The 14,414-nt window shown below is 39.7% G+C and carries 13 protein-coding genes; 1 reads left to right on the top strand and 12 read right to left on the bottom strand.

Going from position 1 to position 14,414, the window contains the following annotated elements; all coding sequences use genetic code 11:
- Positions 1 to 116: 116 nt before the first annotated feature.
- The 4 genes from RCG19_RS13470 to RCG19_RS13455 form a co-directional block, all read right to left on the bottom strand.
- On the bottom strand, positions 117 to 1,280 hold the full coding sequence (locus tag RCG19_RS13470; protein WP_308107564.1) for an ROK family transcriptional regulator: 1,164 nt from the start codon (positions 1,278 to 1,280) through the stop codon (positions 117 to 119).
- Positions 1,281 to 1,490: 210 nt separating this feature from the next.
- On the bottom strand, positions 1,491 to 2,528 hold the full coding sequence (locus tag RCG19_RS13465; protein WP_308107563.1) for a sensor histidine kinase: 1,038 nt from the start codon (positions 2,526 to 2,528) through the stop codon (positions 1,491 to 1,493).
- Positions 2,528 to 3,202, bottom strand: coding sequence for a response regulator transcription factor (locus tag RCG19_RS13460; protein ID WP_308107562.1), 675 nt, complete (start codon positions 3,200 to 3,202; stop codon positions 2,528 to 2,530). The genes RCG19_RS13465 and RCG19_RS13460 overlap by 1 nt, the downstream gene beginning before the upstream one ends.
- Positions 3,203 to 3,224: 22 nt before the next feature.
- A complete protein-coding gene (locus RCG19_RS13455) occupies positions 3,225 to 4,973 on the bottom strand; it encodes an ABC transporter ATP-binding protein (RefSeq protein WP_374049545.1) in 1,749 nt (582 codons plus the stop codon).
- A gap of 318 nt (positions 4,974 to 5,291) precedes the next feature.
- On the opposite strand from RCG19_RS13455, the gene RCG19_RS13450 reads away from it, so the two are divergent.
- Positions 5,292 to 6,263, top strand: a complete 972-nt coding sequence (locus RCG19_RS13450) for a nuclease-related domain-containing protein (RefSeq protein ID WP_308107561.1) — start codon at positions 5,292 to 5,294, stop codon at positions 6,261 to 6,263.
- A 217-nt stretch (positions 6,264 to 6,480) separates the two neighbouring features.
- Here the strand turns inward: RCG19_RS13450 and RCG19_RS13445 are convergent, their stop codons facing one another.
- From RCG19_RS13445 to RCG19_RS13410, 8 genes are all read right to left on the bottom strand, one after another.
- Entirely contained in the window at positions 6,481 to 7,158 is a 678-nt protein-coding gene (locus RCG19_RS13445) for an AlkZ-related protein (protein WP_308107560.1), read from the bottom strand.
- Between the two features lie 48 nt (positions 7,159 to 7,206).
- On the bottom strand, positions 7,207 to 8,037 hold the full coding sequence (locus RCG19_RS13440; protein WP_308107559.1) for an MBL fold metallo-hydrolase: 831 nt from the start codon (positions 8,035 to 8,037) through the stop codon (positions 7,207 to 7,209).
- Positions 8,038 to 8,354: 317 nt separating this feature from the next.
- Entirely contained in the window at positions 8,355 to 9,347 is a 993-nt protein-coding gene (locus RCG19_RS13435; RefSeq protein WP_308107558.1) for an SPFH domain-containing protein, read from the bottom strand.
- 89 nt (positions 9,348 to 9,436) lie between these two features.
- A complete protein-coding gene (locus tag RCG19_RS13430) occupies positions 9,437 to 10,300 on the bottom strand; it encodes a TPM domain-containing protein (RefSeq protein ID WP_308107557.1) in 864 nt (287 codons plus the stop codon).
- Entirely contained in the window at positions 10,297 to 11,325 is a 1,029-nt protein-coding gene (locus RCG19_RS13425; protein WP_308107556.1) for a TFIIB-type zinc ribbon-containing protein, read from the bottom strand. The genes RCG19_RS13430 and RCG19_RS13425 overlap by 4 nt, the downstream gene beginning before the upstream one ends.
- Before the next feature lie 83 nt (positions 11,326 to 11,408).
- Entirely contained in the window at positions 11,409 to 12,089 is a 681-nt protein-coding gene (locus RCG19_RS13420) for a PspA/IM30 family protein (protein WP_308107555.1), read from the bottom strand.
- Positions 12,090 to 12,288: 199 nt separating this feature from the next.
- Positions 12,289 to 13,266 carry a ring-cleaving dioxygenase gene (locus tag RCG19_RS13415; protein WP_308107554.1) on the bottom strand — a complete coding sequence of 326 codons (978 nt, stop codon included), beginning with the start codon at positions 13,264 to 13,266 and terminating at the stop codon, positions 12,289 to 12,291.
- Positions 13,267 to 13,295: 29 nt separating this feature from the next.
- A complete protein-coding gene (locus RCG19_RS13410; protein WP_308107553.1) occupies positions 13,296 to 14,264 on the bottom strand; it encodes a ring-cleaving dioxygenase in 969 nt (322 codons plus the stop codon).
- Between the last annotated feature and the right edge of the window lie 150 nt (positions 14,265 to 14,414).

Here is a 14,414-nt window from a genome sequence, read left to right as displayed (position 1 = left end):
CAAGTCTTGGTCTAAAAACAGCATATGCTCGGTCTAATCATAATAAAACGTTAACCTGAAACCGTTTGCAGAAACTCTTTTAATAAAATTATCCTTAAACTATAAAACTTGTATTCTCAGACGATATAACAATAGAACAAATCATTCAGCAATAATGCTGCCGCTCCAAGTACTGTGATGTCATCTCCTAGTTTACTTACTTCAATAATAGTTTCGTCTATCAGAGCCCGCTCACTAATTATTTGCTGTATACTCGGCAATAAAAACTCTTTGCTTTTCATAACTCCTCCACTTAACACAATCTTATTCGGATTGGCCGTATGGATGAAATTGACAATTCCCACTCCGATTAATCTCCCGGTTTCCTCCAACGCCTGAATATATTCCCTTTTTCCTTGTTTTGCCAGACGATAGACTCCTTCTGCGGTTAAGTTTTCTGGTGCATCCGGTATAGACCTTTTTGCTCTGCGGACAATGGCTTCACCCGTAACGAAAGTTTCAAGGCACCCAATATTGCCGCAGCTGCATCGTTCACCCTCTAATGAAATCGAAGCATGGCCTATTTCACCTGCCACACCGTGAGCACCATGGATCAACTTATTGTCTTCAATCAGGCCTGATCCCACGCCACGGCCAATATTAATGACCGCAAAACGGTTAGCGGCACTCTCATTTCCAAACCAATACTCGCCAAGCGTCATGGCCCGTGAATTATTTTCCACCAAGACCGGTAAGTCAAATTTCTTCTCCAACGTTTGCTTAATTGGCACATTTAATAAACCGGAATTGACAGAGGAAAGAGAGGTACCTGTCTTAACATCGATGATCCCATGCATGGCAACACCAATCCCCAGAATCCTACCTGTATACTGTTTATTGCCCCCCAATAACTGTTCTGCCACCACTGACAAACAGGTCAAGAATTCCTCTTTGGTGATGTTTGGATAAATATCCACTTCTACACGGTCATAGATGTTGCCCACCAAATCACTAACAATCCCTTTAATCGTTTTCGAACCTGCATCCAACCCAATCACATAATATCCATCTTCTTTTAATTGAAGCAGTGTTGGCTTCCTGCCTCCTATTGACTGCCCCAGGCGGCTTTCTATCACCAAATTTTCACGGATCAATTCTTTCACTAGACTGCTTACGGTAGGTGGGGTAATGCCTGTTTCTCTTGCGATATCTGCACGGGAAATAGAACCGGACAATCGAATTTTGTTTAAAATAGTTGTTTTATTGACTGATTTCATATATTCAAATGTCCCTCGAAGCATAACTATCCTCACCTTTTCGGAATACGAAAATCTTTATAAATTTAATTAACTAAGTTTACCTTCATTATATTTCTCCTTTTAATCCTTCTATGCCAATTTTTCATGTTTTTTTTAAATTATTCCTGACATAAAAGTGGACCTTCTTCATAGGTCCTAGTTCCTTCCTGAAAAGAACAAAAAAGGAAATCCCGCTCATGGGATTTCCACTAATCAAACTGGGATGAAGATAGTAAATGTCGTTCCCTTCTCTATTTCACTTTCAACGTAAATCGCCCCATCATGCATCTCAATGATCTTTTTCACAATAGAAAGCCCTAGACCACTCCCGCCTCTCGATCGCTCCCGCGCCTTATCCGCTTTAAAAAACCGTTCGAATATGTGGACTTGATCTTTTTTAGAAATACCAATCCCTGTATCAGATATTTTTATCATTGCCTTACCATCAATATTTTTAAGCCGGACACGAATTTTTCCTAAATTAGGCGTAAATTTAATACTATTATGGATTAAATTTGTCCATACTTGGCTCATTAAGTCCTCGTCCGCTAAGATGTGGACTTTCTCCAATGATACATCGATCTCTATTTCTTTTTCCATCCAATTAGGTTCACATGCCAAAATAATATTTCTGATTTGTTGGTCTAATCGATAGTTTTTCCGCTCAAATGGATGATGCTCAGATTCCAGGGATGTTAGCTTTAGCAGATTATCACTTAATTTCGATAATCGGTACGTTTCAGTTTCAATAATACTAAGATAGTGGCTTCGTTCCTCATTCGTCAATTCATCATATTGAAGGGCTTTGGCAAAACCACCTATTGACGTTAACGGGGACTGAATTTCATGAGAAACATTTGAAATAAACTCTTGTCGCATTGCTTCCATTTCCTTCAATTGCTTTGCCATATGATTGATATGATCAATTAATGTAGTGAAGGGATCCTCTCTTTTCAATGTTTGCAACTGAATATTAAAGTCGCCTTTCGCAATTTTTCGCAAAGCATCGATGATTTCCTTAAAGTGGTTGCGTTGCCTAGAACGAATGATTTTACCAAAACTATATCCAATACAAACAAAAATAAAAAAGCCTAGAATGGTTGTTCCTAAATACTGAATATAATGAGATAAATGCAAATGAAATTTCTGATAAAAAATAGTCTTAACTAAATAGGCGATTGAAAAACTTACTATCATCATAGTTAAAAAGATGAAAATACCAAATAAATGTCTAACAAGGCTCCCCTTCATCACGGTTTCACCTCAAGTCGATACCCTAACCCCCATACCGTTTGAATCCGAAAAGGGGCCCAGGTGTCAGGGAATCGCTCCCTCACCCTTTTAATATGGACATCCACAGTACGTTCGTCACCATCATAATCATAACCCCAAATATCTTCAATGAGCATTTCTCTAGAAAATGTCTTTCCTGGATAACTAGCCAATTTAAATAAAAGCTCAAATTCCTTCAATGGAATCGTGAATTCCTGCTCTCCATAAGACATTTCATGTGTTCTCCGATTCAGCTTGAAGCCATCTATGTTAATTATTTGTGAGACATTCAAGTTATACCTTTTTAGTAATGCTTTAACTCGCACTACTAATTCAATCGGCTCAAATGGTTTTACTAGATAATCATCTGCTCCAAGGTCAAAGCCCTTAACCTTTTGGGGCGTTTCACCCATAGCGGTTAACATTAAGATCGGAATATCACTAAAAACTCTTATCTCCCGACATAGTTCCCAACCATCCATATTGGGCATCATAATATCAATGATTACCAAATCCATCTTTGTTTTCTCCATCAATTCCAATGCCTTTAATCCGTCCGAAGCTTCGTAAAGTTCAAATCCTTCCTTTTTTAAAAAAAGAAGGACAAGCTCGCGAATGTGGGAGTCATCGTCAACGATCAGTACCTTCGTCATTTATTCTCATCCTTTCAATTGATTAAGCAAGTTCAGCCCTACGTAATTGCTGTTCCGCAAATTGTCGATACAGGGAGTGTGTTTGGACAAGTTGCTCATGTGTCCCGCTCCCCGTAATTTCCCCTTTTTCAAGGAAGATGATTTGGTCAGAATCAATCACAGTCGAAAGACGATGGGCAATGATTAATGTTGTTCTTCCCTTCATTAAATTCTGCAATGCCTGTTGAACAACAAGCTCTGATTTGCTATCAAGGCTAGAGGTTGCTTCGTCTAACATAAGAATTTGAGGATTCCTCAAAAAGGCACGCGCAATGGCGATTCTCTGCCTTTGACCACCCGACAATTTGATTCCACGTTCACCGACTTCGGTATCATATCCACTCGGCAGCTCAGAAATAAATTGATCGGCATAAGCCATTTTCGCTACACGAGCGATCTCTTCATCTTCGACGGCAGCTTTCATTCCATAACAAATATTATCACGTATAGTTCCGGAAATAATCGGACTTTCCTGTGAAACATAGCCAATATGACTTCTCCATGAAGCTAGCGAAAAATGATCAATGGACTCTTTCCCAAGAAGAATCGTTCCCTGATTTGGTTGGTAGAAACGCTCCAATAAAGAAAAGAGAGTCGTTTTACCACTTCCACTTGGGCCAACAATCGCTGTCACCTTTCCAGCTTCTATCGAAAAGTTGATATCGTGCAGAATCTTTTCTCCGTTTTGATAGGAAAAATCTAATTGCTTCACGGTAATGAGTTGATTCATATTTTTTACATCTGGTTTGGAATCATCCTGTTCTTCCGTCGAATCCATGATTGAAATAATTCGTTCCGTTGCACCAGTGGCTTTTTGAAATTGAGTAAAAAATGCCGCTAATTGCCCCATTGGCATAACGATTTGGAAAAGATACATAATAAAGGCGACTAAATCCCCTGCGGTTAAAGCCCCAGAGGAAACGCTCATTCCTCCATATCCCAATATGGTAACGAGTAAAATCATAATGACTATTCCCATTAGCGGACCAAGTAATGCTTGAATCTTCGCCTCTTTTAGCCCATATTGAAACAATTTTGTTATTCCCCTTTTTCCATTCTCATACTCCATTGGCTCTGCATTCGAGGTCTTCACGAGCCGGATTTCCGATAATACTTGTTGGATGACAGAAGTGAACTTTGCCGTCTCGTCCTGAAGACCCTTCGACACTAGATGCATTTTTCTACCTAATACCATTAATATCACTGCAGAAAGTGGGATGGCGATCAGCATTAACATGGTCATTTTCCAATCCATTACAAACATGACAATAATGGAACCAATAATAGATATCGTTCCAGAAAGGAAATTAGTGAGGTGTTCCGTAATTAAACCTCTTACAACTCCTGTATCATTTGTCACGCGGCTGACCGTTTCACCTGATTGATGCTCATCAAAATAAGGGATTGGTAAGGTGAGAAGCTTCTTCCATAGACGTTCTCTAATACCGGCAACCACCGATTGTCCGATGTGATTGAGGAGGTAGATCGATATCCCGCTGGCCGCAGCCTGAATCAAAAGAGCTCCAGCAAGAAGAATAATTTTCCCTGGACTTAAAGAGCTTATTGAAAAATCATTAATCAGGTTTTTCGTAAATAGTGGAACGGAAAGTCCAACTAAAGTTGTACTGACACTTAGTAATAAAGCAATCGCAATCAGTAGTTTTGATGGCTTGGTTTGTTGCACTAATCGAATAAATTGACGCCACCCTTTTTCGGGTTTTTCTTTTGACATATCTATACATCCTTTCAGTATCCATTGCTCCATTCGGATTATATTAAAAATGTATGAATTTAGTATGAACTGCCGCAAAATTTCTCTAACTTGGTTTGGTTTCCGCAAACAAATGGGGTAGTTTCGCAAACAAACGGCCCGGTTTCGCAAACAAATCCATTGGTTTCGCAAATAAACGGCTTACTTTCGCAAATAAAATTTTCTACTCTAAAGTTTCAAATATCTCGTAACAAATGAATGATATTTTTCTACAAATTCTGCAGGATTTTACCACGCTAAATGAGAATTAGTAGATAGTAACTACAAGGAGTGATTATTTTGATTATCAAGGCACGGAAAGTCCCATTAATTATCTTGATTTTGTTGGCTCTATTGCGTCGGCTTCCCAAAAATCATGATAAGCGGTCGCAAATTACGAAGGAACTTGCTAGAAGGCAGGCCGGATACCAAGGAGAAGAGTCCCTAGACTACTATTTATGCCGACTACCTGAAAAAGACTATATGATTTTCCACGATTTAAACCTTCCTTTCGGAAAATATAACTGCCAAAACGATACGATTCTCCTTACACCTAAACTCGCCCTTATCCTAGAAACTAAAAATATGACAGGAACGTTAAAATTTGATTTAGAAAATGAGCAATTTTTTCAAACGATTGATGGAAATGATAAAGGCTACACAGATCCCATCGCGCAGGCTGAGATGCATAAAGCCTGCATCCAGGAGTTTCTATCAAAATATAATTTCCCTCCTGTTCCAGTTGATTACTTAGTTGTCATTAGTAATCCATATGCTGTTATTTCCTACAATGGGAACAACTCCGAAGTGAAGAAACGAGTCTGCAAATCTCATAATCTCCTGAAAAAGATTGATATGTTTGAGAAAATGTACACAAATGAATTCCTCACCGAAAAAGAGCTCCGAAAGTTATGTAAACTCCTAGTTAAAAAGAATACTCCGCCAACAATCCATGTATTAGAAAGATGTGGTATTAAAAGGAGCGAATTAAGGACCGGTCCTCATTGTCCTTCATGTGATTATCTTCCGATTGTCCGCAAAAAGAGAAAATGGTACTGCCCATCCTGTAATACCTTTGCTAATGATGCACTAGATAGGGCGCTCCTGGATTATTTTTTGCTCTTTGATTCCAAAATAACAAACCACGAGTTTCGAGCCTTTGCGCATATAACATCTGTCGATGCAGCAGGGAGGCATCTGCGATCCGCAGGACTTACCAGTTCCGGTGAAAAAAAGAATCGTTCATATTCTCCCGATACTATTCCTTGGTAAAATTCAGGTTCGCAAACAAATCGGGTAGTTTCGCAAACAAACTACCCGGTTTCGCAAACAAATCCATTGGTTTCGCAAATAAACGGCTTACTTTCGCAAATAAAACAAAACCACCCCAAATAGCGGCCAATTTCCAAAGAAAAACGGGCACCATCACGATACAAATATAGATCATTTGCCTCGATAGCCCGTTTTTTTCTGATTTTATTTAAAAAAGTTAAAACTTAAATATCTTTTCCCATCCTTTTATGGATTCCGGGCTGCAGATTCGTGAGAAGTGCTCTTTAAGTTCCATTTTGGCTTCTTCTATATCCATGCTTAGTGCCTTTACATCATTATTTTCCGTCCAATATTCCATTGTCTCAAATGACGTGCTGCTCCAGCCATTTTTTTCACCCAATTTGTTGGTTTTTGCCTTCGTCCCAGATACAACAATATCCATGGATCCTTGTAATTCCAGCAACGCATTATCAAATGGCTTTTTCTTTTCTTTATCCTTCATTCCTGCTTTGGCCCTTAACAGCCTAGTATCAATGCCCGGTTCCTCATGAATATGCCTGTACAGTTCTAAGGCTTCCCTTGAAACCATTCCATCATCATATCGTTTTTCCAACGGTTGCGCTGAGCCCAAAATTATCCTAACTAACGGAAGGATCTTACGTGAAATTAAAACAGATTTTTTCTTGATAAACTTTCCGTATGCCGCTACTCCATCAACTGCGAATTCGACATGCCACATCCACGGATCCAATTCTGAACCACTATACCAATGATCCTTTGAAGTAATACTATCTAACGAAGGATAATTAGGTACTAACTTTGCCAATGGTAACAAGCCAATTTCCTCAATTACCTCAATGGCTTCGTCGTATGTATAAATCAGGTAATTCTTCAATTAATCTCAGCTCCCAAACCATATTCTTATATACCCACTTCTTCCACGTTAAACCGAAAATGAATTTTTCATATGTTCTTGAATAATTGAATTAATAATGTGAACAGAATCCCATTCCCCTTTTGAAAAGAAGACGATGGGATATTTCTTTGGAAAGAGAGTGTTTTTGATTTGACTTGGCGGCAATCCATCTTGGTGGAACTTGATAATTTTCCCTTGAAGATCTAACAAATAATCTAACTTTCTTTGTAATGCAGCACGTCCATCCTCTAAATAGCCAGCGTGGCAACAAAACACTTCTTCGAAATTATAGGTTAACACTTTCTTTAAGGATTGAATAATGGTGGGAATGTCTTCTTCACGTAAAACGACCTTTGTCTTTTCCTGGCAATACAAATCACCGGTAAAAAGTTGACCGGTTTCATGGTTTAAAAACGCCAAATGATCGATAGCATGACCAGGTGTTTCAATCACGTCCCATGTTGCATGGCGGGATAAAAAGGTTTTTCCAATTGCCTTCGCCTGAAAGGGGCTTCGCTTCCCCCAAAATATTTTTCGATACATTGGATAGTCTGCCCTGTTTTCACAATATTCAATCATTATATCACTCATATAAATAGGCAGGTGCATCTCTTTCTGTAAAAACGCTGCACAGCCTGTATGATCCTCATGAAAATGTGTGATGACCACCTGATCTATATCTTGTTGGTTAAAAAATGGCTTAAAGTCCTTTTCTAATGACTTTGCCCCCGTATCAATTAATACCCCGTCCACAACAAAGCAATGAACATTTAATTTTACCCCTTGCAGTGCTACCGTACCGTTCCCCATTTGGACTCCATTTATCGTCTGCTGTTTGAAATTCTTTTTTACAAACATTAAGCGTCCCCCCTCTAACCATCCCTTTGTTAAATATTAACATAGACTGAATGAGTATTCATTGATTAGTTTGAAGCTTTAGGAACTTTAACTGAAGGGACATGGTTTGCTTTTTAGATTCGCTGATATATTGGAAAATTCGCCGATAAATCAGATTAACTTACGAACAAAATGTAATTTCACGCCTCATTAGTACGTTTTTAGAAGTTTAAATGTGAGTAATAGCAACAGCCAATTCAAAACAAAAAAGCTAGGGTAATATAAACCCTAGACGTTTTTCTATGCTATTTATTGAGTTAATGATCATGTAGTTGAAATTAGGAAGTAAGTTTTTGCCCACAGTTTGAACAAAAGTTGGCCCCGGCTGTTTTGGTTCCACAATTTGGGCAAAAGTTTGGTCTCTTTTGGTCACCAGCATTAGCAGGAGGTGCCATATTTGGAGATAGTGCAGGCTGGTTTGGGGTTTGCTGAGACATTTTGTTCATCATTTGCCCCGCGATATTCATCCCCATCATCATCCCGGCCATATCAGATGCCGCTCCGCCACCGCTCATTTTCCCTGAGGCCATGCCATCTGTCAACTCGATTTGCTGGTACCGATCCATATTGCCAACCATACCGTGTGAAGCATTTTTGGTGATCCTATCTTGAATCTCCTTTGGATAGCTGAAACTCATGACGGTAAATCCGGTGATCGTAATACCGCTTTTTAGCAGCTGCATATCCAAATCCTCTTGGATTCCTTTGGAAATGTCGAAGGAGTTGGCCTGAAGATTAAACATATCCTTCCCTTCCTTTGTAATCCATTTCATTAGGAGCTGGTCAAGGACAGAAGAAATGCGAATTTTTACATCCTCCACGACATATTGATCCTTCACACCGGCTATTTGATCAATTAAAGCAATATAATCATCTACCTTAAATGTAAAAGTTCCATTTGCCCGAATTGGCATACCGCCTGGGAGTCCCGGTGCGGGGATATTAATTGCATTTTGAGTTCCCCATTTCACCACAAACTCCTTGGTGTTCACAAACAGTACTTCTACTCGCATCCCACTATTGAATCCAAACTTGAACCCCTTTAAGGTTGATAAGAATGGAATGATTTGCGATTCGATATCGTATTCTCCATCATCGCGAAATATCCCTTCAATTTTTCCATTGTTAAAAAATATGGCATCTTGACCGGGCCGAATGATCAGTCTGCTCCCTTTTTTGATTTCACGATTGCTCCATTTATAGAAGATCATATCATCCCGAAATTCTTGCCATTCTACGACATTTGCAAATTGATTTTTAAAAAAAGACATTGATTCATTACTCCCTTCCACTTATATCAGAATTTATATGTTTTGAACTAGAGAATTGTCTAGCTCCAGGGCGCTTGTGCTTTTCTTAGCTAGAATTTACCGCTGCTTCCGCTATGCGAGTGGCCGCCACCGGTGATCCCGCCGCCACCGCCACTTTTCGGATTATCTGGTTTTCTCTGTCGAGTCACTGTTTGATTGACAAAGTTATCATACTTGCTAACTACTTTTGATTTATCGCTGTCCATATAGGTTCGGGCATTCACTGTGACTCTGCCACCGGATCGATAGGCCATAATCGCTACAGCTGTGCAGCCCACGATAAGCGCGACTATTAATTGAAACCACCATTGGAAAAGGATATTTTCCTGATTGCCCTCCGAATCGTAGGCAATATACCCCTCTGGACTGCCACCTGAACCATTGCCTGAATATCCATCCGAACTGTAACTCGGCTCTTCACTCATAAATTCATAGGAAGTATTTAAAAAGGCCGAAAATGCTTGATAATAATTGCCCGCAGATAAATCAGGCGTAATGGAATCACGAATCTGATCAAGCCGCCCATCATCCAAATACTGCTCCGCCTTTTTAAACCCCGCCAAATACACATCCCGTTCTTGCATGTCAATGGCTAGGATTGCGGTATTTCCATGTGGTTGGTCAAACCCGGGAGCCTGTTCATCATAGAAATCTTCCACATATTGTTTCAGGACCTTTCCGTCCGTTCCATTTAAGGAGAGGATAATAAAAGCGGTCTCCCTCTCATTGCCCAGCTCACTTGCCAAATTCTGAAGTTCTGCCGCCTCTTCGGTCGTTAGCAATCCGGCGGAGTCATATATATACTGATTCCGATCAAAGTCTTGAGCTTTTACCGACAGCCCCAACGGTAGAAGTAGGAGAATCGTAAGAAACAAGAATAGGATACTGCATTTTTTCACAAAATTTCCACTCACCAGAACCCGCCCCCCATCAGATAAGAGACACATTTCAAAGCAAAAAAGGTTCCTGCTGTGATTCCACTTAACCACATCGCTACTTTACCAAAACTGATTGGCGGTTTGCCAACGATTTTTCCAGTCTGTCCATTCATCGCAAAGGTGTGCTCAGAATCGTTGTAATCATAACTGACCATCCATACGGGCAGTAAAACATAAAAGCTGTTCACGTTTCTCGTATTGATCTGCTTCTTTTTTATATTTACAGAATGATAACCTGTTAAAGTCGAAGAAATAAAGGATTCAATATAACCGCTGACTCTATCCTTTGCCCGCGGGAGCAGCTCTTCATCTGTATAATTGTATTTTTCCGCAATATATCCTGCTAAATAGGGAGTTTTAAACTCTTTTAATTGATCGTATGGGAAGGGTTCCAGTTTATCCATTAATTCGTCATTCATCTTTTCCGATGCATCAACTGGAATCTTAACATAATCAAGGTTGATATCGCGGAAGGCATCATAATACTTTGTTTCTGTGTAAATATAATCGCCCTGTTCGTAGGTCCTTACCTTCGTACATGTGGCATTTACTTGCACCTTACTATTTAAATCAAATAACCAAAAGGGAACATAGATTCCAGTAATACTTTTGATTCGATCGGCGGTCATAAAGCCTTTCGGAGTTAGAAGTCCTTTCCTGCACCATTTTTTAAACGCATTCGTTGCCTCTTCCTTATTAATGCTAAAAGGAATCACCTTTGCCGGTGCAAGCTGACCTGATACTCGCTCGGCAATAACAACACCCGCACCGCAGAAACTGCAGCTTGTTGCGGCTGTTTCTGCTTCTGTAATGAGAACGGCTCCACAATTTTCGCAATGGTACTCATTCGCCTCATCAATTGAAAACCTGACTGATACCAAATCTTCAGGATAATTTTCTATATTTTCGTGTCTACCGCAGCTTTGACAAGACAATTCGCCTGATTCAGAATCGAAGTTCATATCATTTCCACAGCTGGGGCATTTATAGTGAAGGATCATGTTTTCAACCCCTTTTTATATCTATCTTTTAATGGTCGGTGTTCAAAAGCTGCAGCATAAAAACTACAGCTTTTGATAGACCTCTATCCCTTATTCTTCATTCTTGCTTTCAACGCCGCAAGTTCATCCTCAACATCATGGTTCGCCTCGTCATATTTAGCCGTTAAGTCTTCGATTTCATCTTTCGGACCTGCATTAAGTTCCGCCACGGCATTCGCCTCGTCCAGCGCACGATTCACCTTTTCTTCCATCCGTTCAAATGCTGTAATCGATTGGCCGGAACCCGCTGCCGATGCTCCAAGTTTATTCATTCGTTCCTGTGTCTTGGCAACAGACCATTTCGCTTTTAGTATATTTTTGCGTGATTCCAATTCACCGATATCCGCGACAAGCTTATCATGCATTTGTTTCATTTGCAGAGCGTTCGCAGAGGCTAATTGATGGGCTGACTGTAATTCTGTTAATCTAGCTGTAAGTGCCGTTTTCTTTTCTAAAAACTTCCTTGCATCTCCTTCATTTCCCGCTTCTAAGGCCTTCATCGCATATTGTTCCATCTTCTCCATATCTTCTTCGCAGTTAGTTACGAGCCTTTTTGCCCGCTGTTCTTCCGCCATCACGGATGCTGTTTCCGATTTTACCTTCCCTAAGTCACTGTTAAGATTTCGTAGGTACTGATCAATCATTTTCTCCGGGTTTTCAGCCTTATCCAATAAAGCATTGATATTGCTCGCCATAATATCTTTAAATCTTGAAATAATACTCATACGTGACCATTCCTCCCTTATTTCAGAAACAGAAATTAAAACACATACTACATAGTATACTGCCTAATTTTAAAAAAGGTTTCATTTTTTACCAGAGGTTTTATTTGGTTCACTAGGATTCACAGCTATTTATATGGAAAAAATTAAATAAAGGTCCAGCCATATAAATTGGCTGAACCTACATATTTTCAGGAGTCTGTTATTCTTTACTAAACACCTTTGTACTCCTCACTGTATCAATGGGGCGAACTAATTTTTCTATTTGTGCACGTTTAGGCTCTAGGAATGGAGGTAAAGATAATTTTTCTCCAAGTGTTTCATAAGGTTCATCACCCATGAAGCCAGGCCCATCCGTGGCAAATTCAAATAAAATTTGCGGTGCAACTCTTACATACAATGACTCAAAAAAGTGACGATTGACATACCCGGATGTTTGGAATCCGAAACTACTCATCCGTTCAATCCATTCTTCCAAAACAGAGCGATCCTCTACGCGGAATGCGGCATGGTGAACGGTACCAAAACCTTGTCGGGCTTCTGGAAGAATCGCATTATATTCAACAATAACCGAGGCACCATTTCCGCCCTCACCCACTTCAAATAAATGGAACGATCCGTCATTATCAGTCTCTTTAAATAAGAGAACTTTTTCCATCATTTCTTTAAAGTAATCAAAGTTGGCAATCCTGACAAAAATCGGTCCTAAACCTGTAATCGCATATTCAAGTGGAATCGGACCGTTTTGCCAAGGTGTGCCGGATTCTACTCCTGTATTTAATTCATCCGAAATCAATTGATAGTGCTGGTCATCAAAATCAACGAAAGAAAGTGTCTTCTTGCCAAACTGCTCGTTGATTCCAGTATGTTTAACTTCTAGACGATCAAACCGTTTTACCCAATAGTCTAAGGCAGCATCACTTGGTACACGGAATGATGTTTTAGAAATCTCGTTTGTACCGTGAACGCCTTTCGGTATGCCTGGGAAGTCGAAAAACGTCATATCTGTACCTGCACTGCCTTTATCATCAGCAAAGAATAAATGATAGGTTTGAATATCATCTTGATTGACCGTCTTTTTTACTAACCGCATACCTAGTACATAGGTGAAAAATTCATAGTTCTTTTCAGCACTACTTGTAATCGCTGTTACATGGTGCATTCCTTTTAGATGGTTCATTATATATTCCTCCCATAATTGCTAGATTTTTATTCTAAGATCAATGGACGCAATTTTTCCTCGATCTCGGTTCGCTTTGGTTCCAAAAATGGCGGCAGTGCTAGTTTCTCCCCCATGGTTTCTATCGGTTCATCTGTCGCAAACCCTGGTGTATCCGTGGATAATTCAAATAATATTCCATTGGGTTCTCGGAAATATAATGCCTTGAAGTAATACCGTTCCACTTTCCCCGAATTCGGTAATCGATTTTCCTTTATCCGCTGTGCCCATTGATCATACTCTTCTTCATTGGGAATGCGGAAGGCAACATGATGAACACCGCCGCGCCCAAGTCGGGCTTTTGGCAAATCAGGTCTTGTTTCAATATGAACTTCTGCACCGCTGCCGCCTGCACCAGCCGCATAAACCAATATATCGGGATAATTCCCTTCAAGTGATGGATAGGAGCCAACAAATCGAAAGCCCATAACCTCTGTTAAAACGCCGATCGTTGGTTCGGCGATTCCGACTGTTAGTGTTACGGGTCCTAATCCAATAATGGCATGCTCCAAAGGAATGTCATCCCTTTGCCAAGGAACCCCTGCTCTTACACCCTTTTCACGGTTATCGGCTACAAGGATTAACCGAGTTCCCTCGAAATCTCTGAAGGCCAATGTATCACGATTGGCTCTTTTTTGAATATCCTCATGTTCTACATGATATTGTTGAAAACGTTTTTTCCAAAATAACAATGAATCTGAACTTTTCACCCTTAGCGATACGAAGGAAATATCTGACGTTCCTCTGTATGATTGTCCGAGACCAGGAATGTCGAAGAACGTTACGTCAGTTCCGGGCGTTCCCTCTGCATCCGCATAAAAGAGATGATAGGATTCTGTATTATCTTGATTCACTGTTTTCTTTACCAATCTCATTCCTAAAATCTTTGTATAAAATTCATAATTCTTTTCCGCTTTTCCAGTCAATATGGATACATGATGTAATCCTAAGAGTTCCATTCTAGTTCACTCCTTTAACATATTTTTTCCATTATTTCTTTTTTATTATTATTTAAAGTTTCGAACATCTAATTTCTGACACTAATTTCTTTGAATCCATTTATCTTGAATTCGAGATAATTATAAAACAACTATTTCCATATGTCAATA

The sequence above is a fragment of the Neobacillus sp. OS1-2 genome (genome assembly GCF_030915505.1).
Classification (GTDB): domain Bacteria; phylum Bacillota; class Bacilli; order Bacillales; family Cytobacillaceae; genus Neobacillus.
The sequence above is the reverse complement of the archived record's forward strand: the minus strand, read 5'-3'. Positions and strand labels throughout refer to the sequence as shown.

Bases quoted from the DNA above. Each gene is read 5' to 3' on its own strand.
- RCG19_RS13435 (WP_308107558.1), bottom strand. From the start codon at position 9,347: ATGTCTTTTTTTAAAAATCAATTTGCAAATGTCGTAGAATGGCAAGAA.
- RCG19_RS13415 (WP_308107554.1), bottom strand. From the start codon at position 13,266: ATGAACCATCTAAAAGGAATGCACCATGTAACAGCGATTACAAGTAGT.
- RCG19_RS13465 (WP_308107563.1), bottom strand. From the start codon at position 2,528: ATGAAGGGGAGCCTTGTTAGACATTTATTTGGTATTTTCATCTTTTTA.
- RCG19_RS13460 (WP_308107562.1), bottom strand. From the start codon at position 3,202: ATGACGAAGGTACTGATCGTTGACGATGACTCCCACATTCGCGAGCTT.
- RCG19_RS13440 (WP_308107559.1), bottom strand. From the start codon at position 8,037: ATGTTTGTAAAAAAGAATTTCAAACAGCAGACGATAAATGGAGTCCAA.
- RCG19_RS13470 (WP_308107564.1), bottom strand. From the start codon at position 1,280: ATGCTTCGAGGGACATTTGAATATATGAAATCAGTCAATAAAACAACT.
- RCG19_RS13425 (WP_308107556.1), bottom strand. From the start codon at position 11,325: ATGATCCTTCACTATAAATGCCCCAGCTGTGGAAATGATATGAACTTC.
- RCG19_RS13455 (WP_374049545.1), bottom strand. From the start codon at position 4,973: ATGTCAAAAGAAAAACCCGAAAAAGGGTGGCGTCAATTTATTCGATTA.
- RCG19_RS13410 (WP_308107553.1), bottom strand. From the start codon at position 14,264: ATGGAACTCTTAGGATTACATCATGTATCCATATTGACTGGAAAAGCG.
- RCG19_RS13420 (WP_308107555.1), bottom strand. From the start codon at position 12,089: ATGAGTATTATTTCAAGATTTAAAGATATTATGGCGAGCAATATCAAT.